The sequence below is a fragment of the Campylobacter concisus genome (genome assembly GCF_003048375.1).
In the GTDB taxonomy this organism is placed as follows: domain Bacteria; phylum Campylobacterota; class Campylobacteria; order Campylobacterales; family Campylobacteraceae; genus Campylobacter_A; species Campylobacter_A concisus_T.
Map to the genome: position 1 here is coordinate 1,114,541 of NZ_CP021642.1, position 24,148 is coordinate 1,138,688.

The 24,148-nt window shown below is 40.1% G+C and carries 16 protein-coding genes and 4 tRNA genes; 2 read left to right on the forward strand and 18 right to left on the reverse strand.

The window, feature by feature from the left end; all coding sequences use genetic code 11:
* Positions 1–265: 265 nt before the first annotated feature.
* The 6 genes from CCS77_RS05550 to CCS77_RS05575 form a co-directional block, all read right to left on the reverse strand.
* The gene (locus CCS77_RS05550) at positions 266–2,833 is read right to left on the reverse strand and encodes a molybdopterin-dependent oxidoreductase (RefSeq protein WP_107916812.1); all 2,568 of its coding nucleotides are present in this window, start codon (positions 2,831–2,833) and stop codon (positions 266–268) included.
* 9 nt (positions 2,834–2,842) lie between these two features.
* Positions 2,843–3,418, reverse strand: a complete 576-nt coding sequence (locus tag CCS77_RS05555) for a cytochrome c (RefSeq protein WP_002942837.1) — start codon at positions 3,416–3,418, stop codon at positions 2,843–2,845.
* Between the two features lie 97 nt (positions 3,419–3,515).
* Positions 3,516–3,938 carry an EamA family transporter gene (locus tag CCS77_RS05560; protein ID WP_107916813.1) on the reverse strand — a complete coding sequence of 141 codons (423 nt, stop codon included), beginning with the start codon at positions 3,936–3,938 and terminating at the stop codon, positions 3,516–3,518.
* A gap of 51 nt (positions 3,939–3,989) precedes the next feature.
* Positions 3,990–4,913, reverse strand: a complete 924-nt coding sequence (locus CCS77_RS05565; protein WP_021085056.1) for a Dyp-type peroxidase — start codon at positions 4,911–4,913, stop codon at positions 3,990–3,992.
* Positions 4,914–4,936: 23 nt separating this feature from the next.
* A complete protein-coding gene (locus CCS77_RS05570; protein WP_002942821.1) occupies positions 4,937–5,632 on the reverse strand; it encodes a DUF4230 domain-containing protein in 696 nt (231 codons plus the stop codon).
* A gap of 57 nt (positions 5,633–5,689) precedes the next feature.
* Positions 5,690–6,523 (reverse strand): MBL fold metallo-hydrolase, encoded by an 834-nt coding sequence (locus CCS77_RS05575; RefSeq protein ID WP_107916814.1) that lies wholly within the window; start codon positions 6,521–6,523, stop codon positions 5,690–5,692.
* Positions 6,524–6,821: 298 nt separating this feature from the next.
* Between CCS77_RS05575 and CCS77_RS05580 the strand changes: the two genes are divergently transcribed.
* Positions 6,822–10,013 carry a S8 family peptidase gene (locus CCS77_RS05580; protein WP_107916815.1) on the forward strand — a complete coding sequence of 1,064 codons (3,192 nt, stop codon included), beginning with the start codon at positions 6,822–6,824 and terminating at the stop codon, positions 10,011–10,013.
* 42 nt (positions 10,014–10,055) lie between these two features.
* Here the strand turns inward: CCS77_RS05580 and ilvA are convergent, their stop codons facing one another.
* From ilvA to CCS77_RS05610, 6 genes are read right to left on the reverse strand one after another with little or no spacing between them, the layout of a single operon-like run.
* Positions 10,056–11,267 carry a threonine ammonia-lyase gene (gene ilvA / locus CCS77_RS05585; RefSeq protein WP_002942811.1) on the reverse strand — a complete coding sequence of 404 codons (1,212 nt, stop codon included), beginning with the start codon at positions 11,265–11,267 and terminating at the stop codon, positions 10,056–10,058.
* 14 nt (positions 11,268–11,281) lie between these two features.
* Positions 11,282–12,391, reverse strand: a complete 1,110-nt coding sequence (gene trmA / locus CCS77_RS05590; RefSeq protein ID WP_107916816.1) for a tRNA (uridine(54)-C5)-methyltransferase TrmA — start codon at positions 12,389–12,391, stop codon at positions 11,282–11,284.
* 2 nt (positions 12,392–12,393) lie between these two features.
* Entirely contained in the window at positions 12,394–14,097 is a 1,704-nt protein-coding gene (locus CCS77_RS05595; RefSeq protein WP_107916817.1) for a Na+/H+ antiporter NhaC family protein, read from the reverse strand.
* Positions 14,098–14,106: 9 nt separating this feature from the next.
* The gene (locus CCS77_RS05600) at positions 14,107–14,853 is read right to left on the reverse strand and encodes an SDR family NAD(P)-dependent oxidoreductase (RefSeq protein ID WP_107916818.1); all 747 of its coding nucleotides are present in this window, start codon (positions 14,851–14,853) and stop codon (positions 14,107–14,109) included.
* Positions 14,854–14,861: 8 nt separating this feature from the next.
* Complete coding sequence (locus tag CCS77_RS05605; RefSeq protein ID WP_107916819.1) at positions 14,862–16,073, reverse strand: ankyrin repeat domain-containing protein; 1,212 nt, start codon at positions 16,071–16,073, stop codon at positions 14,862–14,864.
* Between the two features lie 36 nt (positions 16,074–16,109).
* The gene (locus tag CCS77_RS05610) at positions 16,110–18,695 is read right to left on the reverse strand and encodes a bifunctional aconitate hydratase 2/2-methylisocitrate dehydratase (protein ID WP_107916820.1); all 2,586 of its coding nucleotides are present in this window, start codon (positions 18,693–18,695) and stop codon (positions 16,110–16,112) included.
* A gap of 122 nt (positions 18,696–18,817) precedes the next feature.
* Here CCS77_RS05610 and CCS77_RS05615 point away from each other — a divergent pair, with 122 nt between their 5' ends.
* Complete coding sequence (locus tag CCS77_RS05615) at positions 18,818–19,276, forward strand: methylated-DNA--[protein]-cysteine S-methyltransferase (protein ID WP_107917299.1); 459 nt, start codon at positions 18,818–18,820, stop codon at positions 19,274–19,276.
* A 524-nt stretch (positions 19,277–19,800) separates the two neighbouring features.
* Here the strand turns inward: CCS77_RS05615 and CCS77_RS05620 are convergent.
* The 6 genes from CCS77_RS05620 to CCS77_RS05645 all read right to left on the reverse strand — a co-directional run bounded on the left by CCS77_RS05620 (position 19,801) and on the right by CCS77_RS05645 (position 24,055).
* Positions 19,801–21,774 carry a methyl-accepting chemotaxis protein gene (locus CCS77_RS05620; RefSeq protein WP_107916821.1) on the reverse strand — a complete coding sequence of 658 codons (1,974 nt, stop codon included), beginning with the start codon at positions 21,772–21,774 and terminating at the stop codon, positions 19,801–19,803.
* Between the two features lie 369 nt (positions 21,775–22,143).
* Entirely contained in the window at positions 22,144–23,157 is a 1,014-nt protein-coding gene (locus CCS77_RS05625) for a bifunctional 3,4-dihydroxy-2-butanone 4-phosphate synthase/GTP cyclohydrolase II (protein WP_107916822.1), read from the reverse strand.
* 551 nt (positions 23,158–23,708) lie between these two features.
* Positions 23,709–23,785: transfer RNA gene (locus tag CCS77_RS05630), tRNA-Asp, on the reverse strand.
* Between the two features lie 12 nt (positions 23,786–23,797).
* Positions 23,798–23,873 (reverse strand) — tRNA-Val (locus CCS77_RS05635).
* Between the two features lie 16 nt (positions 23,874–23,889).
* Positions 23,890–23,965 (reverse strand) — tRNA-Glu (locus tag CCS77_RS05640).
* Positions 23,966–23,979: 14 nt separating this feature from the next.
* Positions 23,980–24,055 (reverse strand) — tRNA-Lys (locus CCS77_RS05645).
* Between the last annotated feature and the right edge of the window lie 93 nt (positions 24,056–24,148).

The window sequence follows — 24,148 nt, forward strand, 5'->3', positions numbered from 1 at the left end:
AGCGGATTTTATTACTTTAATAATTAAATATAACTTGAAAATATAAATTACATTTAAGCAATAATAAATTTACTTTACTAAACAAATGCTCTATTTTAGGTGATTTAAGAAAATTTTAATTACAAATAAATAATATTAATTAATAAAAAATATTTAAATTTTCTCTAAAATTTACGAAAATGAATAGATAAATTTGAAAAAGTAGTTAAAGATATTTTATAAGCAAAGATAAATTTAAGCAGGAGATCACTCCCCTGCTTTGAGATTATTTAGAAAATTTTGGTTCAGAAAACGCTGTAAGTTTTGGTGCTTCATCGCCTTGATATTTTCTGATATTTACAAGAGCTGTGTGGCTGATGTTGCCGTTTGCTAGCTTACTTGTTGGAATATCTATGGTTAGCACGTTTGCAGAGCCGTTTTTGCAGATGCCACTATCAAAGCCGTCATACCAAGCGCCCTCAGCTAGTTTTACAACGCCCTCTTTGATGTTTTTAGTCACATATGCGCCCGCTAGTACCTCGCCACGAGCGTTAAATACACACACCAAATCACCAGTTTTTACGCCAAGCTCTTTTGCATCATTTTCGTTTATCCACACTGGCTCGCGGTTAGCGATAGCATACTTCTCACGAAGTGAAGTTTGGCTTAGCTGTGAGTGCAAGCGGTCAGTTGGGTGAGCGCTTATCATGTGGTATTTTGCTGGTTTATCTTTCATGCCTAGCCACTCGATCGGCTCAAACCAAGTTGGGTGCGCTTTGCAGTCATCATAGCCCATTTTCTCGATCGTATCTGAGTAAATTTCGATAAGACCGCTAGGCGTTCCAAGTGCGTTTAGCACAGGATCTTCTCTAAATTCGCCAAGTCTTACCCAGTTATCACTATCTTGAGATGAGGCAAATGTGACTGGTTTGTTTTCATTCCAAAACTCTTCAAATGGCTTCATATCGCTTGCAAGCTCAGGGACCGCTTTTACTTGAGCGTAGGCTGCGTCATAGTACTCTTTGATCCAGTCAAACTCGTCTTTGCCGTTATCTGTGTAGGCGATGGCTAAATTTTTAGCATAAGCCTTGCAAAGGTCAGTGAAAATTTGATAGTCATCTTTTGCTTCGCGGTATTTTTCAACGACTTGTTTCATCGGCACGATGTTCATGTTTGAGTAGTCGCCAGTCATCGTGATGTCGTTTCTCTCATACTCTGTTGTGACTGGAAAGACGATATCAGCCATCTTAGCTGTTGGTGTCCAGTAAGCTTCATGAACGACTACGGTTCTTGGCTTTCTCCACGCTTTTAAATTTGTATTAGTATCTTGGTGATGCACAAGTGGGTTGCCGCCGACCCAGTAGATAAAGTCGATGTCTGGGTAGGTGATCTTTTTGCCGTCATGATCTATCACTTTGCCAGGGTGAAGCAACGCATCAGCGATACGAGCTACTGGGAAAGCGTAGTTGGTTGCTTTTTGTAGCCAGCTTTGACCTGTACCCGCTACTGCGGCTGCTTTTGCTACGAAGCGACCGCGTTTGTCAAATTCTCCCGTATCAGTGCCGATAAACTCGCCTTTTTCGTTAAATTTACCCACACTTGCGCTATTTACACCGCCGATGACTGCGCCCTTGCATGTTGGTGCGCCGCCGTTTGAGTAGTGGTAGCTTAAACCAAATCCCCCGCCAGGAAGTCCGATCTGACCGATCATAGCTGCAAGTGTCACCATCGCCCAGTGTGGTTGCTCGCCGTGATGAGCGCGCTGCATGCCCCATCCACTCATTAGCATCGTGCGGTTGCTTACAAATGTATCAGCTAGCTCTTTTAAAGTATCTTTGTCGATGCCACAAATTTTGCTCGCCCACTCTAAATTTTTAGGAGTGTTGTCTGTCTTGCCAAGTAGATATGGGAGGAATTTATCAAAGCCATAAGTGTAGTTTTCGATAAATTCTTTATCGTATTTGCCGCTTTCATATAGGTAGTGCATCATGCCTAGCATCATCGCTGTGTCGGTGTTTGGCACTGGAGCGATCCACTGAGCTTTGTCAAAGTATTGTGCTGTTTCAGATCTGATAGGATCGATAACGATCACTTTGATATCTTTTTTATTTTTTAGCTCTTCAAAGTATTTAAAGCCCTGCTCATCAGTCGCTGTCCAAGCTATGCGAAGTGTCGCAAGTGGGTTTGCACCCCAGATGACTACGACTTTTGAGTTTTCTAGCACGACTGGCCAGCTAGTTTGCTGCTCATAAACCTCGATACTACCTACAACGTGAGGCATGATGATCTGGCTAGCACCTGTTGAATAATCCCCTAATGAGCCAACAAAACCACCACTAAGGTTCATAAATCTATGAAGTAAAATTATTGAGTTATGCACATTTCCGCTTGATTTCCAGCCGTAGCTACCTGCAAATACGCTTTGTAAGCCCTTTTGCGCTCTTGTTTTTTTAAGCTCTTTAGCAACTAGCTTGATCGCGTCCTCATAAGGCACCTCGACCCACTCATCTATGCCACGAAGCTCTGGTTTTGGGCTATCTGGATTTTCAAGGTAGCTCTTTCTTACCATTGTGTGTTTGATACGACTTTTATAGATCATATCTGGTGTGTAGTGCTGAAGTGGGTTGTAAATTTCACTTGTCTTTTGGATAGGCTCTGACTTTACAGCGATGCCGTTTTTGGTTGTCACTTTTAGCATGCCCCAGTGAGCAGCTGTAAGAGTTTCGCCATTTTTTACAACGCCCTTTTTAACCTCATCAGCAAACAAATTTGAAGCTGTTACACCTGAAAGCAAAGGTGTAGCTGCAAGTGCTGTTGCACCTTTTTTTAGAAAATCTCGTCTGTTCTCGTTCATTTTTTCTCCTTATTTGCCTAAATTTACGTCAGATGAGTGTTTTTGTAGGTATTCGATAACTAGCCACTCGTCTTTTTTCTCTATCGCTGTTCTGCCGATCATTGATTTTAGCAGTGACGGCCACTGATTTGCGTTAAAATGCGTAGTTTGAGGCAACGCATGGCAAACGCCACAGCTCTCTTTATACATCTTATCAGCTTTTGCAAACATCGCATTTACGTCAGTGCTAAAGCCATCTTTTTGAACAAAAACCGTTGTCTCTACCTCGTTCCATTTACCGTTTTTGCCCTCTTTTATGACTTTGATGTCAAAAGGTGCAGTTTTTGCAAACGCTACTGAGATGATCCTCGCGCCATCAGCAAAATAAACCACGTTGCTAACGGCTGGGTTTTGATAGCCTTTTACTTTGATCTGCGCTCTGTCGCCACTTGTTTGTAAAATTTCAACTGCGTTGGTTGGTAGCAGCCTGCCTATGCTCTTAGCTGAGTTTGCGTCAGCATATACGTCCTTTACGACATCTGTGTAGTTCATACCTGCACCAAATGCAGCACAAGCTACGATGGCTGATAGAATAATTTTTTTCATATTTCTCCCTTCAAAATGAAATTGTCAAATTCTAGGGGCTTTTTAATTAATTACAAATTAAAATTAAAAATATACTTTAAGAATAACGCAGAAAATTTTATTTAAAAATGAGTAGAAACACGCCAGATACGATAAGGCAAACAGCTAAAATTTCTTTTAAATTTAGCCTCTCACCAAGAAATATGACAGCCAAAATGATAGCCAGCACAACGCTAAATTTATCAACCAGCGCTACTTGATAGACTTTACCTGCTTGCATAGCTTTAAAATACATGAGCCACGAAAGCCCAGTCGCCATGCCACTTAATATGAGAAAGAGCCAGTTTTTAGGACTTAGTGAGCTTAGCGGTTGCCATTTTTTAGCCACGCTTAAAAGCAAAACAAGCATCAAAACAACAACGATCGTTCTTATAAATGTCGCAAAATCGCTGTCGATGTCCTTTACGCCTAGCTTTGCAAAGATCGCTGTAAGTGCAGCAAAAACAGCCGAAAGAGCTGCGTAGATAAACCACTCTGGCATCTTTATCCTTATAAATTTAAAGGGGCAAATTTACTTCGCCCCAAGCTAAATTTATCCCTCGTAGTCACCAAGCATATCAAGCGTAGGAGCAAAATATAAAGCCCCAGTTACTGGCGTGCTAAAGTCAAGCAGCCTATCTGAGTTGCCTTTTGGCTCGCCGATAAACATCTTTTTAAGCATAAGCTCAACCGTTGAAAATGTGCTTGCATAAGCAATGAAGTAAGTGCCGGTTTTGCTGCCTTCAGTAAATGGCATATTGCCGCGCACGACCTTTTTATCGTCGCCGACATTTGCAGCAGCTGAGTGTGAATTTGTAGGTTTTACGCTCTCGTCCATCTCGATGTCATACTCTTTTGAGCGGCCTATAACCTTTTCTTGCTCGCTTACGCTTGTGGCGTTCCACTCTTTCATTTTGTGGAAGTATTTTTGGACAAAAACGTAGCTACCACCTTTAAATTTAGCGTCCTCTTTGCCGACTTTTGCAAAAAGATCTCTATCTTCACCATCAGGATTTTCAGTGCCATCGACAAAGCCAATTATCGCTCTACCGTCATGGTACTTAAAGCCTTGAGTCTCATCTGTAAGCTCTGCAAATTTAAACAAAACTTCTTTGATATTTTGCGCCATGTCAAAACAGTCAGCCGCATTTAGCGCGCGGATATGGATGTGGATATCGCCCTTTGTGCTAACAGCTTCATGTTTATCGCCTTTTATAGCTTTAAAATTTACAAGCTCTTTTGGTAATTCTTTTGAAATTTCAAGCTTTTTCCAAGCATCATGACCCACGCCAAGGACGCAATTTACATTTTCATTTGCGCCAAATCTAACTTTGGCAGTTTTATTTAAATTTACAACCAAAGCACAAAGCTTAGCAAAGCCCTCTTTACATGCCTTTTTGTCGCCTTTTAAGACCCATGTTTGAAAGACTGTGTTGTTACCAGGTGTTTGTGTGACCTCTTGTGAATTTACACTCATTTTTTCTCCTTTAAATTTAATTTTTATGCGATATTTTCTAAATTTAGTTGCTCATTTATCTGCTCGTCACTATCGTCAAAGACAAACTCGACCTTATTTGCACCAAAGCTCTTAGCTATCGCCTCAAGCGTATCGCGAGCTGATTTGTGGATTTTGCTTTGAAGCTGCGAGATAAGGCGAACGCTCATCTTTTTGACTTCATTTCTTGCCTCTTCTATGAGCCTATTTTTATCTTCTTCAGTAAAAGTGCTACCAAAAAAGCCATTTAGTGAGTCAGGCAACAAAAATGGTATAAATTTGCCGTTTTTCTCATCGTAAAATTTCATATCGGCGATTGAAAATTTATACTTACATGGGGGCATTTTTATCTTATAGCTAGAGTTTGCGATCTGCATGATCTCAAGTTTTGGGCTGGTTAGATCGTAGATGAAATTTATCTCAAACTCAAATATCATCGAAAGCTTCTTCTCGCTTACGAGCCACCTTAGATACTCTTTGCCAAAATTTCCAAACGCATGATCTGTTTTTGTGACGATCTCTTTGCTATAAACTTGAAAAACAGATAGTTCGCCGATGCTTTTAAGCTGCGAAATTTCAGTGCTTACTGAGACATTTTCGCTATCGTCTTTTGCCTTTTTTAGTGCCTTGTTTGACCTATAAAATGCAAATGCCAAAATAGCTAGCAAGATAGCTAATATCAAATTTGCGTATTCGCTCATATTTTCTCCTTTAAAGCCCGCATTTTATCCTAAATTTGTAAAGCAAAAGAAATTTACTCACTCTGGCAATGTGATGGGGCTCTTATAAGGCATGTGAGCTCCTATTATCTTTGTAGTCTCGTCCTCCAAGCCATCAAGCACCTTTTCTCTCGTTTTTGCAGCTTGGGCTGGATCTATATCATAAGTGATAGATATGCTTGGCTCGACCTCTTGCACTGCTAGGACGTGAAGAAGGTCGGCTATAAAGATGATCTTGTCGTTATCTGCCTCAAAGCTTATCATGTTGTGCCCTGGAGTGTGACCGTAAGCTGGGATAGCCATGATCTTTAGCGCCCCGTCAAATAGTGGCTTTTTATGGTCAAAAAAGCTCTTATCATCCTTATAAAGCGATAAAATTTCTTTTATCCTCTCATCTTTGCCCTTCATCCAGTAGTCCCACTCCTTTTCATCTATAAGAAGCTTGGCGTTTTTAAATGTCTTTTTGCCTCCATCTATGAGCCCGCCTATGTGATCAGGATGAGCGTGCGTGATGATGACATAGGTTAGATCCTCCGGCTTTATTTTGCCAAAAGTTTGCAGATCATACTTTAAAACCTCCAAGCTATCTTCATAGCCGCTATCTATGAGCGCCGTGTAGTCATCGCACTTTGCAAACATTACGTTGTGTTTGTTTGGTAAATTTTTAGTATTTGCCACAAGCTCTTTTTGCGCCTCATCTTTGGCTATTAGCTTATCTACTGGCGCGTCAGTCGTCTTTAGTGAAAATACATAAAGATTGCATCCGCCCATAGCTCCTATCCATACTTGATCGTTTTGTTTGCCAACCACCTCATCATCGGCACAAAAAGCTAAAGTGCAAAACAACGCAAGGCTTAATAAACTCTTTTTCATATCCCATCCTTGAATAAATTTGCGAAATTTTAGTCCTGTAAATTTAATGAAAAATAATAATCCTTTAAAAAAATATATAAATAATAGTTTTAAAAATAGAGATAAAAAAAATTATATTTAAATAACTAATTTTAGATTAAGTCTTTTATAAAATATCTTGTTAAATGTAAAACTAGCGTAAATAACGTATATTTTCGTAAATTTAGCCTACGATTTTTCATTAAATTATTATTATTTTAATTAATAATTTATTTTAAGAATTTTAGAATTGGTTTAAATTTTATGTAAAGGACGAGATATGAAAAGATCCGTTTCAAGCAAAAAGTGCATCCTTTTAAGTGTTGCTTGCTGCACTCTTTTGCTTGCTAATCAGCTAAGTGCTAGTGAGCAAAACAGAGGTAAATTTGGCGATATAAAAAGCTGGCAGAGCGATGAGTATAAGGCCGACTGGGGTTTAGTGAGCATGAACGCAGCCGTTGCATATGCTCTTGGAGCAACTGGCAAAGGCGTAACGCTTGGCGTTATGGACTCTGGTGTGCTACTTAGCCATCCAGAATTTAGTGATGGCAGAGTAAGCGCGCTAAAAGTTTCTGGTAGCTACTATAAAGATGGTCAAAGATACCCAGATACCGAGCATGGCAACTCACCATTAGTCGGAAAAGGCAGCGATAAAAAAAATAAAAAAGACTTTGGTGACTTTAAAAAAGGTGAAAAATTTAGCATAGATGGTGACTGGATAGCTGGAGTAAATGACTCTCACGGCACTCACGTAGCTGGCACGATAGCTGCCTCAAGAGATGGCGTGGGTATGCACGGCGTAGCATTTGATGCAAGACTTATAATGGGCAATACCGGCGGCACTGACGGCATGACATATGGTCCAAATCAAGACTACAACTTCTTTTTAAAATCATACGAAGGGCTAGCAAAGAGTGGAGCTAGAGCGATAAATAACAGCTGGGGCTCAAACCGTAAATTTTACAAAGCCTACGAAGGTGCTACTGGGTATGATGGCGGCAATAACCTAGATATCAAAGATCTTGATGCTGCTTATAAAAGCTACTATCCATTTGTAGTAAATGGCAAAAATTTCTTAGATGCAGCCTATGAGGTCGCTACAAGATATGGCGTCATCCAAATTTTTACTGCTGGCAATAGAGACGGGATGAAAGAGTCATATACAAGAGCGATGCTTCCATACTTTAGACCTGATGCTGAGAAGTACTGGCTAAACGTCACTGGCCAGCTAGAGGGCGACACGCAGCGCTATAACACACCTGGCCACTCAAAATGGTGGAGCGTGGCAGCACCTGCAAAACCTATATACTCAACCGTCGTTGATCTAAAAACTGGCAAAGCAGACTACGGCACAAAAGGCGGCACATCAATGGCAGCTCCACACGTCACTGGTGCACTTGGTGTCATCATGCAAAGATACCCATATATGAGTAACGCTCAGATAAGAGAGGTGTTACTAACTACTGCAAGGCAAATTCATGATGACTTCAAAGAGCCAGCTGATACTAGAAAAATTTCAGGCTTTAGTGCTGCGCTTGGAGTGCCTGATGAGCGCTGGGGCTGGGGCGTAGTGGATCTATATAAGGCGATGTTTGGACCAGGTCAGCTTCTAGGCGTGTTTGATATAAATTTAAATAGCGATGATATCTACTCAAACAACATAAGCGATGTGGCCATCAAATTTAGAAAAACAGAAGATGATGCAGAGGCTAAAATTTGGACCGAGCGCAAGACTGAGCTAGAAAAAATAGCAAATTTAACACCAGAGCAAAAAGCCGAACTTGAGATAGGTAACGCTAGAGAAAGAGCAAGAGAGTTAAGGGCAAGTGAGGGCTACGAAGGTACTCTTATAAAAAGAGGTCAAGGCACACTAAGCCTAGCAGGAGACAACTCTTACACTGGCAAGACCATAATAAAAGGCGGCAAGATCACAGCTCTTAATCAATCTCTAAAATCAAGCGACGTGATAGTAGAAAATGGCGGCGCACTAGAAATTGTAAGAGAAATGAGCGTGCCAAAGGTTAGTAGAAATAAATTTACCTTGCAACTATCTTTAGGAGAAGTGACCAAAAAAAGCTCAAATGACGTAGTAAAAGCCACTATCAAATCAGGCGGTAGCTACATCGTCTCAAACGGCGCTTCAAATTTGGATCTAAACTTTGAGAAAAACTCATTTATAAACATAAGTGAGCCAAGCTTAGAGATCATGCAAAGGCTCTATAACGACAGCACAAAATCAAAGACATTTACTGCAACTGGAAATTTCAAAGGCTATGAAGATACCCTTTCAAGAGAGTATGCGTTTTTTGATCTTAGTAAAAACTATAGCGACAACAAGTTAGAGCTTACTCTTAAAAAATCAAAAAATACAATGACAAGCATCGCAGCTAATGACAACCAAAAGAAAGTTGCAGAGCTCATAGAAAGCACAGCTAGCAAGCCAGCGCTACTTCCTTCGCCATTTAGAAGCAGGCCAGCAGTTATCACAAGCGATCTTTATAGATACTTCATCTACACTACACCAAAAGAGGCAAAACAAACTCTAAAAACATTTGCAAATGAGGCAAATTTAGCTCAGCACAATGCATTTTTACTAGAAAGCATCATGCTTAAAAATGCAGTCATCAACCACGAATCTGACCCATTTGGCATAAGAGCAAGCGACTCAAACGGTATGAAATTTTGGTCAAATACCATGTTTGACGCTATGAAATTTAATGACATAAAAGCAAACTCTATGACACAGCTTTTTGGATTTGACGGCAGTGTAAATGACGCATTTGTACTTGGCGGTATTCTTGGTGCTAGCACAGAAAAAGTAAAAGAAGACGGTGATGATGCCTATAAGACAAAAGGCAAAAGCATCGGCATATACGGCAAAAGCGAGATCGCTAGCACGAAACTAGACCTTGGCGTCCTATACACAGATGCTAAGCGCAAAACTCAAAATGGTGCAACAATCGCAAGCTTTTACTCAAACGATCATATAAAAAGCAAAGAAAAAGCGCTTAATGCTTATGCAAATTTAGCCCTAACTAGCTTTAATACAGAAAATTTCTCGCTAAATCCTTATGTGGGTGCAAGCTATCTACGCATGAAAACTGATAGCACAAGCCAAAATGTAGGAATTTTCAAAATGGATGTTGATGAAAAAACTAGAAATTTAGGCATTTTTAGCCTTGGTCTAAACCCTAGTGTACCATTTAGTCTAGGTAACACCAAGATGAAATTTGAAGCTGATCTAGCATATAACAGACTAGTTGGCGACACAAAACCAACTATCGGCGTAAATGTCGCAAATGCTGGATATCTAGAGCTAGAGGGTAAAGAGGTTAAAAACCTTGGCACAGCTAGCCTTGGCATAAAAGCAAATGTCTATAAAAATGTAAATTTAGGCCTTTCTTACACTGGAGCTTTTGCTAAAGATGTAAGATCAAACAGCGTAAATGCTAAATTTGAGATATTGTTTTAGTTAGAAATGCTCGCTACTTTAAAAGGTAGCGAGCTTGTAAATTTAGAAGAGTTGAGTGAAAGAAAAGCCGTTTTTATTAAGCGTATCTTTGATCTTTTCTTGATGCTCAAGACCCTTTGTCTCAAGCGTGATAGTGATGCTTGCATCGCCGTAGTCAAGCTTAGTAGAGAAGCGGTCGTAGTCGATCTTAACGATGTTTGCATTTGCTGATTTAAGACTATCAGTTAAGCTCATGAGTGCTCCTGGCTTATCTACAAGCGTGATTTGCAAGGTCATCTTGCGGTGAGACTTGATAAGACCCTTTTCGATGATGATAGAAAGCACCTGAACATCGATATTTCCGCCACTTAGCACCACGCCTATCTTTGCACCTTTTTTAAATTTGATCTTATCATGCATAAGTGCTGCCACGCCAGCTGCGCCAGCTCCCTCAACTACGATCTTTTGCGTCTCTAGCAAGAACAAAATCGCAGTTGCGATCTCCTCATCATCGACCTGAACAAACTCATCCACGCACTCAACGATATTTTTAAGTGTTATCTCGCTCGCATCACGCACAGCGATGCCATCGGCTATAGTGCGAACTGACTTTGAGTTTATGCTCTTTTTAGCGCCGTAGCTATTAAACATCGCTGGAGCGCCCTTTGCACCGACGCAAACGACTTTAGTTTTTGGATTGACTTGTTTTATACAGCTTGCCACGCCGCTAGCTAAGCCACCGCCGCCAACTGGCACTACAACCATATCAAGGTCGCTTATCTCATCAAGCATCTCAAGCCCAACAGTGCCCTGCCCTGCCATGACGTACTCATCGTTAAATGGATGAACAAAGGTCATATCTTTTTCTTTGGCATAATTTACTGCAAATTCATACGCCTCATCAAAGTTATCACCTTTTAAAATGACTTCAGCGCCAAGATCCTTCGTGCCAGCCACCTTCAGAAGTGGGGTTGATTCTGGCATGACGATGCAAGCATGCACGCCAAATTCTTTTGCACTTATCGCCACACCTTGAGCGTGATTGCCAGCGCTTGCAGCCACGACACCACGTTTTCGCTCCTCATCGCTTAGGCTAGCTATTTTATTGTAAGCGCCTCTTATCTTGTAAGCTCCGGTTCGTTGTAAATTTTCCTCTTTCAGATAGACATTTGCGCCTAAAATTTTGCTAAGTTTTGCACTTAGCGCAAACGGAGTTTTATTTACAAAGTGACCGATCGTTATCTTTGCTTGGATTATTTTGTTTAATGAAACCATTTTTAACTTTCCTTTTAAAATTTATCTTTTGCCTCTAGTAGCACGCCACACTCGATGTGATGAGTGTTAGCAAACTGATCAAAGAGCGCAAATTTTATCACTTTATGGCTTTTAGTAAGCTCATTTAGATTTTCTTTTAATGTCTCTGGATTGCACGAGATGTAGATGATGTTTTTGAAATTTCTAATGAAATTTATGACGCTTTCACTTAGTCCTGCGCGAGGCGGATCGACAAGGACGTACGAGAAGTTAAAGTCGTTTAAGCTTATATCTTTTAGCCTATTAAACTCCCTAACACCAGCAAATGCACTCATCAGCTCATCGGCGTCCATTCGCAAAAATTTGATATTTTTTGCCCCATTTAGCTCGCAGTTTTTAAGGGCATTTGCGATCGAGCTTTTTGAGATTTCAGTGGCAAGGACATTTTTAAATTTAAACGAAAGCGGGATAGTAAAATTCCCATGTCCGCAGTAAAGCTCCAGTAGGTCAGCGCCACCTTGCACGCACTCTTTTGCCCAAGTTATCATCTTCTCATTTACCGCTTTATTTGGCTGGATAAAGGCATTTTCACTTAGGCTAAATTTATAAATTTGCCCATCAACATTTAGCTCATCAACTAAATTTAGCTCGCCACTTAGCAGCTTTTGACCGCGAGATCTAGCTAGGATCATCACATCAAGCTTGCTAGCTAGAATTTTCATCGCCACTTCAAACTCACTATCAAGCTTTTTGTGATAAAGAAGCGTGACTAATGTGCCGCTTTTACAGGCGATAAACTCCACTCCAAAGAGCTTTGTGCGTAAATTTTCATCACTTTGCAAGCTCTCAAGTAGCCTTGGCATGAGATGTGAAATTTGCTCGCAAACCTTTGGGCACTCATCTATGAATACCTTTTTGCCTTTTTCGCTAGCGTGCATCGTATAGCTAAGCTTGCTACCCTCGTGCCAGATGCCAAACTCAGCCCTCGTGCGGTAGTGCTTTGGGCTTGAGCTAAAAAGATCAAATTTACCCTCGTAAAAGTGGGAGAAATTTTGCTTGATAAGATCAGTTTTAAATGAAATTTGCTCACTATAAGGGGTAAAAAGAGTGCATGATCCGCACTCTTTTAGGTATTTGCAGTCCAAATTTATGCCGCTTTCTCTTCGACTTTTTTACCGACAAATCTAACCAAAGCCCAGATCGCTAAAAATCCGCAAGGAAGTGCGATCCAAACGCTAAGACCAAGTGCGACAGGCAAGTAGCCAACAAGCACACAAACCGCACAAACGCTAAGTGCGTAGATCATCTGCGTTGAGACGTGATCGATGTGGCTACAACCTGCGCCCATTGATGAAAGTATCGTAGTATCAGAGATCGGCGAGCAGTGGTCACCAAAGATAGCGCCAGTTAGAACGCTTGAGATATTTACGATCATATAAGCGTGCATCGCATCGCCATCTAGGCCGTAGTTTTTGCCCACTGCATAAGCTAGCGGGATAGCAAGAGGCATCAAAATGCCCATCGTGCCGTAGCTAGTGCCAGTTGAGAAACTGATAAATGAGCCAAGGATGAAAACAGCCACTGGCAAGATAAATTTAGGCGTTGAATCACTTAGCAAATCAACCAAATATCTTGAAGTGCCAAGCTCTTTTATAACCGCGCTAAGACTCCACGCAAGAAGCAAGATAACTACCGTGATGATCATAGTTTTCCAGCCCTTTACCCACGTGCTAATAGCCTCTTTTACATCAAAAATTTTGCGCCAAACGCCCATCGTGATAGCTACTATACTAGCAAGGAGTGCTGCTTGAAATAGCGATGTAGCAGAGTCAGCTGCGCCAAAAGTATCTTTAAATGTTGAAAATGAAAGCGGATTTGCAAGTGCATTTTTAAGAGTATCGCCCTCAAGTGCAGCAAGACCGCTAAAATAAAAGCTAGTAAATGCGCCGATAACTAGCACAAGAAGTGGCACGATCGCATTTGAAGCGCTTAGTTTTACACCCTCTTTTGGCTCAAGAGTCTTATCCTCAAGGTCTTGAATTTGAGTTTTGCCAGAGTGAAGCTCGCCCTTTCTAGCGCGTCTTTCAGCTGCTAGCATAGGGCCATACTCGCGTTGCATCAAAGCTGTGCAGACGATGAAAAACAAGATAAAGAGGTTATAAAATCTATATGGAATGGTCTCGATAAATATAGAATAAGCGTTTATGCCTGTCTCGCCGATTAGCTCGTAGCCCTTTTCGATGAGCGAAACCTCAAGTCCGACCCATGTAGAGATGATAGCAATACCTGCAATCGGTGCTGCAGTGGCGTCGATGATGAAGGCTAGCTTTTCGCGGCTGATTTTAAATTTATCGCTTATTGGCCTCATGATAGGGCCAACGATTAGGGCGTTTGCGTAGTCATCGAAAAATACAAAAATACCCATAAGCCAAGTTGAAATTTGAGCTGAAACGCCAGTTTTTGCCTTTTTGCTAAGCCAAAGAGCAACCGCCTTTGTGCCGCCCATCTTTGTGATAAGTGCGACCACGCCACCTATACAAAGCACTTGAAGCAAGATGCCTGCATCAGTGCTATCAGCCATCGACTCAACCACTCTTGAAACGATGCCTGTAAAGCCTTTGATGATGCCCATAAATACATTTTCATTAACGATATTTATAAGAAAAGTTCCGCTAAAAACACCGATAAATAGCGACAATATAACGTCTTTTGTGATAAAAGCAAGCGCTATGGCCACAACTGGCGGTATAAGCGTGAAAACGCCGTAAATTTGTGCGTTTCTTTTGGCGACTTCTGGGTCGACACCAAAAAGCGTGGCACTAAAAAATAGTAATAATAAAATTTGTCTCACAAGAACTCCTTAAAATTTTTCTATCGCAAGTCCAGCCCAAGTCTGCGTATTTGCCATGACTTCGACCCTATTTATATTTACGCTCTCAGGCATATTTAGGCAGTTAAGCAAAATGGTCGCTATATCCTCAGACGTGATGAAATTTGTATGCTCATAGATGCTATCAGCCTTTGCCTTATCGCCCTTAAATCTAACCTCGCTAAATTCAGTCTTGCAAAGCCCTGGTTCGATGTTTGTCACCCTGATATTAGTGCCAACTAGATCGTTTCTTAAATTTAGACTAAACTGCTTTACAAAGGCCTTTGTAGCGCCATAAACGTTGCTACCAGGATATGGCCACGAGCCAGCTGTCGAGCCTAGGTTAAAGATATAGCCCTTTTCTTGCTTGTAAAGTAGCGGCAAAACGGCCTTTGTCGAGTAGATGAGACCCTTTACGTTTGTATCTATCATCGTATCAAAGTCCTCTACCTTCGCATCTATCGTCTTTTCTTGTCCCAAGGCAAGCCCAGCGTTATTTACAAGCACTTCGATGTCTTTAAATTTATCAGGCAGGCTATCAACTGCGCCAAAAACAGCCTCTTTATCACGTATGTCAGCTACGATGATGTGCGTATCGCCAAGCTCGCTCGCAAGCTTTTTTAGCCTATCTTCGCGCCTTGCAAGAGCTACTATCTTGTAGCCCTCTTTAGAAAGTCGTCTAGCGATCGCCTCGCCAAAGCCAGATGTCGCACCTGTCACAAAAGCTGTCTTTTTCATATCTCTTCCTAATTAAAATTTGGCTTTAACCCAAGCTCTTCTAAAAATTTAATATTTTTTTCATTTTTATCTTTAATCGCATAATCAAGCGCGTTAAATCCAGCATCATCAGTGGCGTTTATATCGGCACCGTTATCTATCAAAAGCTTTAAAATTTCAGGCGTCGCATGAGCTGCTGCATGCATGAAAACGCTTCTATTTGTATGCTCTAGGCCGCACGTATCCTCTACTTGCATCATGCCTAAATTTATCATATTCATCTTAGACTGCTCGTCGATATAGCTCTCGTTTGCATTTGCCCCACTCTTTAACAAAAGCTCGCAAAGAGGCGCATCCTCAAACTGCACAGCGTAAAAAAGCGCACTTTTGCCAAAGAAATTTTTGTGATTTACATCGGCTCTATTTTTAAGCAAAATTTTTACATTTTCTAAATTTTTAAGAGCAAAAAATAGCGGTGTCTCATCGCCTAAATTTACGTCAGCCCCGCGCCTTATGATCTCTTCTATCATCTCGCTACTTTTGTCATTTAGCAGTGCAATATCAAGTAAATTTGTAAGCTCAGCGGTGGTGAAATTTTTAGAATAAAGCAAATTTGCAAGCTCGTCTTGGCTTAGCTTTTGAGCCATCATCTTTTGCTCAGAAGTTAGAGTTTTAGCCTTATTTACCTTTTTGCCGACGCTAAAGCTTAAAAACTCATTTATCACGCTAGTTGCGTAGTAGGCGGCACTTGCACTATCAACGCCTAAAGCCTCGTAAAATTTAACCAGCGGAGTTTGAGCGTTTTTATAAGCTTCGCTGAATTTTTTATATTTTAAAAAGTTAAACAAGCTCTCATTCGCCCAGTATCTAAAGTACTCCATCTGAGCATCTTTTTGAGCTTCAGCCACCTCTGGCTTTTCAAGCTCTTTTTGATAGATTTCAGGGGCAAATGAAGCCTTTAGCAAGACCCATCTAAATTTATTTAAATTTTCTCTATAAACGCCCTCGCCAACGCAGCTTTGAGACTCGCTTCTAACAGCCACACTCGCATCAAAAAGCTCTTTTACCTCTTTTAAATTTAAAAGCGAGCCATCGCAATAAAATAGCCCCTCATTCGCGTAAGCAAGCTCGTTTGGAGTAGTTTTAAAGCTCTCTTTTTTAGCAAGATCACCGCACTCTAATGCGTGTAAATTTACAAAAAGAAAACTGCTAAAAAAGAGAAAAAAAGCTACTTTTTTCATCAAAGCTCCTTAAAATTTCGCGATATTGTAACAAATTTATATACTAAACTCGCTTATTTCATTAAAATTTAGGTATTTATAAATTTGATCTTTGTTTAAACTAAGACTATCTCTTACTATTTTTTTATACTCACTAACGCTTGGCAAACGCCCTAGTAGCGCGCATACAGCGGCTAGCTCGGCACTTCCTAGATAGACCTTTGCGCCCATACCCATTCTGTTGTCAAAATTTCTAGTCGAGGTCGAAAAAACAACGGCATTATCGTTCACTCTTGCTTGATTGCCCATGCAAAGCGAGCAGCCTGGCACCTCTGTCCTAGCCTCCAGCCTTCTAAATATCTCATAAACGCCCTCATCTTCAAGCGTCTTTTTATCCATTTTTGTTGGCGGCGCGATCCAAAGCCTAGTAGTAAGCTTGCTCTCACGCTCTAAAATTCTAGCAAGCGCCCTGTAATGGCCAATATTTGTCATACAGCTACCCACAAAGACCTCGTCGATGCTATGCGCTCTTTTGTTATCGGCTAAAATTTCACTTAGCGTAGCCACGTCGTCTGGGTCGTTTGGACAGGCGAGGATCGGCTCATCTATCTTGGATAAATCAATCTCTAAAATTTCAGCATATCTTGCGTCCTTGTCGGCTCTTAAAAGAGTTGGGTTTTCTAGCCATTTTTGCATCTTCTCTTTTCGCCTGGCAAGCGTTTCACGGCTCTCATACCCAGCTTTTATCATTGCTTCAATTAGCGCAACGTTTGAGCGAACGTACTCCGCAACGCTATCAACGCTTAAATTTACCACACAAGCAGCCGCCGAGCGCTCAGCCGAAGCGTCACTTAGCTCAAACGCCTGCTCTACTTTTAGGCTCTCAAGCCCTTCAATCTCTAAAATTTTGCCCGCAAAAATGTTCTTTTTGTTTTTCTTTTCAACGCTTAAAAGCCCTTTTTTGATAGCAAAATAAGGTATCGCATTGACAAGATCACGAAGCGTCACGCCCTCTTTTAGCTCGCCTTTAAATTTGATCAAAACTGACTCTGGCATATTTAGCGGCATCATACCAAGCACCGCCGCAAACGCCACTAGGCCGCTGCCTGCTGGAAAGCTAATGCCAATAGGAAATCTCGTGTGACTATCGCCGCCAGTGCCCACCGTGTCAGGCAAGACCATGCGGTTTAGCCACGAGTGGATGACGCCATCACCTGGCCTTAGGCTAACTCCACCACGAAGCGTCATAAATTTAGGCAAGCTCTTTTGCATCTCAAGGTCGCTTGGCTTTGGATAAGCAGCCGTGTGACAAAAGCTTTGCAAGACAAAATCCGCCCCAAAACTAAGGCTAGCAAGCTCTTTTATCTCATCTCTAGTCATAGGCCCAGTGGTGTCTTGCGAGCCAACGGTCAAAATTTCAGGCTCCACGTAGGCCCCAGCTCTCACGCCAGCCTTGCCACAAGCCTTGCCGACCATCTTTTGAGCGAGCGTATAGCCACCACCTAGCTCTTTTTGCTGATCTGGCTTTATGAAAATTTGCTCCTCGCCAAGCCCCAAGGCCTCTCTAGCCTTTTTGGTGACTTGCCTACCTATCATCAAAGGTATCCTGCCGCCTGCTCTTATCTCGTCACTTAGGGTGTTTGGGCTTAGTTTAAAATTTGCCACGAGCTTTTTTTCATTGCCTGCTAGCTTATAAATTTCGCCTTTAAATGGATAAATCTCTATCTCATCGCCCATTTCTAGCTCATTTACGTTTGCAACTATCGGGAGCGCGCCGCTATCTTCAGCGGTGTTAAAAAATATCGGAGCTATGGTCGTGCCGATCACGATGCCACCGGTTTTTTTATTTGGCACGCCCTCTATCTCATCACCCAAGTGCCACTGGATCGAGTTTATACCGCTCTTTCTGCTGCTACCAGTGCCGACCACGTCGCCAACATACGCCACGCTCTTGCCAAGGCTTTTTAGCTCTTTTAGGATTTCTAGCCCCTCAGGCATCTTTTTAACAAGCATCGCTTTTGCGTGAAGCGGTATGTCAGCCCTTGTATAGGCTTCGCTTGCAGGGCTTAGATCATCTGTATTTGTCTCGCCAGGCACCTTAAAAACCACTGCCTTTATGCACTCATCAAGTGGCTTTTTATGTGCAAACCACTCGGCATTTGCCCAAGAAACAAGCACCTCTTTTGCAAATTTATTGCTGCTTGCTAGCTTTGCGATCTCATCAAAATGCTCATGCACCAAAATGATATTTTTTAGCTCATTTGCGGCGGCTTGTGCGATAACATCATCACTATTTTTTAGCGCTCGCACCAAAATTTCTACGTTGTATCCGCCAAGCATCTTGCCTAAAATTTTAATGGCACGAACTGCATCAAGCCCGTCTATCTTAAGTCCTTCTATCACCTCGCCAAGAAATTCTGCCTTTATCTTTGCCGCGTCATCAACGCCAGGATTTACGCGATTTGTGAGCAAATTTATAAGAAAATTTAGCTCGTTTTGCACCTTCTCATCGCCGCTAGAGTTGCCAGCAAGTTTTATAAGCTCGCAAATTTCGCTTGTTTGCTTGGCGTTTAGCGCAAGCGGCGGCACGCCCTCTTTTTCTCGCTCACTCACGTGTTTTTCGTAGTCGGTAAAAAAGCTCATAAATTTCCTTTGTGATTTTGCTCGTTTTTAGTCCAAAATCGCTGATTTTGCTTGCATTTTATCAAAAAGCAAAACAATCTAAAGTAAAATTTGCCCAAAATTTCAAATTTCAAGGAGCAAATGTGTCAAAAGCCTACCTAAAATCGCCCATTGGAATTTTAGAGATCGTTTCTAGTGAAAATGGAATTTGTGAGATAAATTTTGTAGATAAATTTGAAAAAGTTGCGGTAAAAGATGAAAATTTAAAGCTTTGTTTGGATGAGCTAGAAGCCTATTTTAAGGGTGAGCTTAAAAAATTTAGCGTTAGACTTGATGTAAAAACGACCAAATTTAGAGCTAAAATTTATGATGTTTTGCAAAAAGTACCATACGGCGAGACGACCACATACGCTGCTCTTGCACTTGCTGCAGGCCACAAAAACGCTTACCGAGCAGCGGGCTCAGCAAATGCCAAAAACCCAGTGCCTATTATCATCCCCTGCCACAGGGTGCTATCCAGCAGTGGCCTTGGTGGCTACTCAGGCGGCGAGGGTCTGCCAACTAAAATTTGGCTACTAGAGCACGAAGCAAAGCATAAATAGCTATAAATTTAAATTTGACCTTCAAAAGTTTTTATTAAATTTTAAAATTTATGAGCGAGCATATCACGCAGTCAAATTTAAACTTGCTTTGCAAATTTTAAACTTTCATTCACCCCTAAGAATTGACTGCTAAAATTTGGCTTCGCTTAGCGCTTAGCTCAAATTTTAAAGCCGAAATTACTCGTTCATGAAATTTTAAAATTTGTAAAATAGCTTGATTAAATTTGTAAATTTCTTTTTTATTCAAATTATTCTAAAGGGAGACAAGGGGACTTGAATTACGGTCTGCTTGCAGTTGCGAGCCTGCGAAGCAAAGCCGTCCCCTTATCCCCCTTTTTAAATCCCCCAATCCCCTCGCACGTTAGAGGTGGCATGCAATTGTGCTAAAGCACTGCATGCATTTTTGTTTAAGCTTTTTGATTATTAAATTTAAAGCAGTTGGATAAAAATTAAATTTAAAAATATTAAATTCCAACCCAGTCTAAACCAGGTTGAAATTTATAAAGATTTATGAAGCAGTTTGATTAAAATTTATTCTTTCTTACTTCACTTACTATAGTCTTTGCCATGTTATCAACATCGCTTGTTACTTCATTAGCCCTATTGGCAATTACAACATTTTCTTTTGTTAGGTGATCTATTTGAGCAACTGATTGATTTATCATATTTATTCCTTCACTTTGCTCTTTGATTGATTCACTCATCTCATTTATTGATTGAGCTAATACATTTGTATTTGCTTCTATCTCACCAAGAGATTTTTGAGTACGTTCAGCTAGTTTTCTAACTTCATCAGCAACAACTGCAAATCCTCTACCATGTTCTCCTGCACGTGCTGCTTCTATTGCAGCATTAAGAGCTAGAAGGTTTGTTTGATCTGCTATATCTCTAATGATAGTTATGATGTTTTTAATTTCATCTGATTGTCTTATAACATCAGCTGTCTTTTGAGAGATGGCATTCATTGAGCTACTCATTTGCTCAACTGCAGCTGCACTTTCTTGAAGTGAGCTTGCTTGTGTGCTAGCACCTTGTGTAAGCTCTTTCATAGCTGAAGCTAGGGTTGTAGCTTTTTCTTCAAGCATCTTGGCATCATTTAAATTTGAGTTTAGCATAGTGCAAATTACCTCGCCCATATTAGATACTCCAAGTATCATAGCCTTTAGATCAGCCTCTAGCTCTTCGTTTATCTCAACCTTTGCAGTAAAGTCATTTTTAGTATATGAGCTAAGAACATTTGTTATGCCCTTTAAATTTGCTGAGATAGATGTAAAGAATTTATTTAGTAGCTCTTTTAGCTCATTTAGCGATGGGTTGTTTGGAGTTGAGCCTATCTTTGCTCCAAGGCTTCCTTTAATCATTAAATTTGCTACCTTATTTAGCTCATCTATCATAGTGCTATCTTTTTTGATGCCAGCTACGACTTTGTCGATGTTTTCATTTATAGCTTTACTCATCTCACCAAATTCATCATTTGATCTTACCTCTAGCTTGCTTGGTGCTTTTGCTTCGTAAGTTACAAATTTAAATAGATCATCAAGCTTAGATTGGATAGTTTTTATAGGGTTAAGAGACTTTTTAAGTAAGAAATAGACAAATGCTGAGAGGATAACGATAAATAGCACTGCTAGGATTAGTTGGATCTTTAGGAGGGGCATAGTCTGGCTCGTGAAAGTATCGGCATTTATCGCAGCAACTGCGAGCCAGCCGTCGTCGTTTATAGGCAAAATTTTAGCCAAGACATTTTCATTTTTCGCATTTTTATAAGAGATTAGTCCGTTTTCATCAAAGTCTTTACTTGCAAATTTAGCAGCCAAGGTCTTAGTCGCTTCAACAGAACTATTTATAAGACTTTCGTCATCATGTAACAAGATAACACCATCTTTATCCATAAAATAAACATAGCCAAACTCGGTTTTACCCATCTTTAGAAGCTTTTTACTTAAAAGCCTGATATTAACATCAGTAAATGTAGCTCCTAAAAGCTTGCCGCCCTCCGTTATCGGTGTAGAGAAAGTCATGCACAGATCGTGCTCTGGAGCGACCATGTCTATATATGGCTTTGTAAAGATAGTTTTTCCACTACTTTTTGCGGCGATATACCAGCCCCTGCCCCTTGGTTCGTATTTATCTTTTTCTGGGGTTAAGGTTTTACCATTTGAGCCATAAGTATAGCCGTTGCTCTCTGCTGCAAAATAAGCACCTATGACTATTGATTTTAAATTTTCTTTTGTAGATTTTAAACGAGCAAGAATTTCATCTTCTCTACCAATGCTACCTGCTAGCTTGTTTGCAAGCTTTTGCGAGTCTTCCATGTAGTCATCAATAAAACTTTGCGTCACAGACTTTATGTCAGATAGAATTTGATCTTGGTTTTGGCTGATCAGTTTCACCACCTCATCCTTTGCGTTAAAGTAGCTAACAGCCGACATCACAGCAAAGCATACACTCAAAAGAACAATAAGCGTCAATGCGATCTTGTTTGATATAGATCTCATTTCATCCTCCTTGTGAAATATTAGTAGAATTATAAAATTTAAAATATAAATTTAATCTTTTGTTTTAAATAATATTTTATATTAAAGAGTGATTAAATCTATAAAAATAACGTAAATTAGCAATATAATAGAAATTTTTTAATTAAATTTGATTTATTTTATAAAATATATTTGAAGTAAAATATTTAATTTTTAGCATGAAAACTGGTTTATGAACTAAAATTATGCTAGTTAAACTTAAACAAAAAAGAAACTTCTTAAATTTAATGTGTAATACTAATTTAAATGTGTGTTATCTGTAAAAAATAATGCAGAAAGTATTATAAAATTTAGCCAGAGCTAAGCTAAACTGGCTAAATTTGGTGATATTTAAATTTCCTTATAACCGACTATATTTAGCCCAAAACCAGCTAAGCTTACAAATTCTTTATTTTTATTTGAGCTTAAAAGCTCGATCTCTTTTACGCCAAAGTGATTTAAAATTTGCGCTCCGATGCCGTAGTCTTTGCTTGTGTTTGAGTTGTCACTATCTAAAAAGATCAAAATTCCACCATTTTGGCTTAGAAATTTGATAGTTTTTAAAAGCTCTTCGTATTTTGGACTGCTCAAAAGCTCGTGATCGGCTATGATCTTTTGAAATTTGACATTTGTCTTGCTCTTTGGCTCGCCAAAAATATAAGCTGAGTGGATTTTGCCTTTGTGATCGGTGATATCGTATCTTGCTGCAGCACAGTCTGCGATCATCACGTCACTTTTTTCGCCAACTCTTATGAGGCTTTCATGACTTAGCCTATACTCAACCAAGTCAGAAACGCTGATCATATTTAGCCCAAATTTTTTGCAAAACTCCTCTAAATAATCACGTCTTGCCATGGTGCCATCTTCTTTTACGATCTCACATATCGAAGCCATCGGAGCAACGCCAGCGAGCTTGCAAAGATCGACCGAGCCCTCGGTGTGGCCTGTGCGAACTAGTACGCCGCCATTTTTGGCGATGAGCGGGAAGATGTGTCCTGGACGCACAAAGTCTTCAGGCTTTGAGCTAGCATCAGCTGCAAGCCTGATCGTCATATCGCGCTCGTATGCGCTCACGCCCGTTGTTGCGTCTTTTGCGTCGATCGTAACCGTAAAAGCTGTCTCGTGGCTCGATGTGTTTTTGGCTACCATTAGCGGCAAGTCAAGCCTTTTGGCGTTTGCCTCGTCCATCGCAAGACAGAGCACGCCCTTTGCATGAGTGATAGCAAAATTTACCTTTTGCATGTCGCTGCTAGCTGCTGAAAAGACTAGATCGCCCTCGTTTTCGCGGTCCTCGTCATCGACCATTACGACCATTTTCCCATTTTTTATATCCTCAATCGCTTTTAATACATTTTCAAGTGCCATAATTATCCTTTTATAAATTTTTACGATTATATTGATATTTTGATAATCAAAAGATAAAAATAATATTTTTTCTTTGCCGGTAATCACTTTTGAGAAAAAATAGAATTTACACCAAAATTTAAGCTTTTGAGGTTTATATTAGCCATTTGGCAGGATAAATTTATCTCATATAGGCATAAAATTTATATATTTGCGCGATAAAACAAATTTTGACTTTAAATTTTAAAATATGCCTCGTACATTAAATATAGATATTTTTTTATTTTGATTTTCAATAATGCTATAAAGATAATTAAAAAATTTTATATTAAATTTGGTTTTAAAATTAAAATATTCTTTGTTTAGAAAATCGAGTGAAAATTGGGCTTTCATTGTTATTTTTGCTATAAAAACTAAAAATTTTTAATAAAGAAAAATATATTTTAAATTTTTCTAAAGACAATATTTTATGTATTATTTTACATATTATTTAACAGAATATTTTATAAAAAAATTGCATTAAACTTAAAAAATAAAGACAAAAATAAAAAAATGAAAAATTTAAAAGTAGATGGCGCAGCGGACGGGGCTCGAACCCGCGACCTCCGCCGTGACAGGGCGGCATTCTAACCAACTGAACTACCGCTGCACCTAAAAGTAATGGTGGTCGCTATAAGACTCGAACTTATGACATCCACCTTGTAAGGGTGGCGCTCTACCAACTGAGCTAAGCGACCTAAAATTTAAAATATCTGGCGACCCTTAGAGGATTTGAACCTCTGTTCCTACACAGAGAAAGTAGAGTCCTGAGCCACTAGACGAAAGGGTCATAAACCCAAAAAATGGTGTCCTGCGTTGGATTCGAACCAACGGCCCCCTCATTAAAAGTGAGATGCTCTACCGACTGAGCTAGCAAGACATGATTATTTAAAAAAGAATTGAGATTATACAAAAAACATTATTATATGTCAAGAAAAGAGCATTTGAATTTTAAAATAAGTCTTTGATTTTA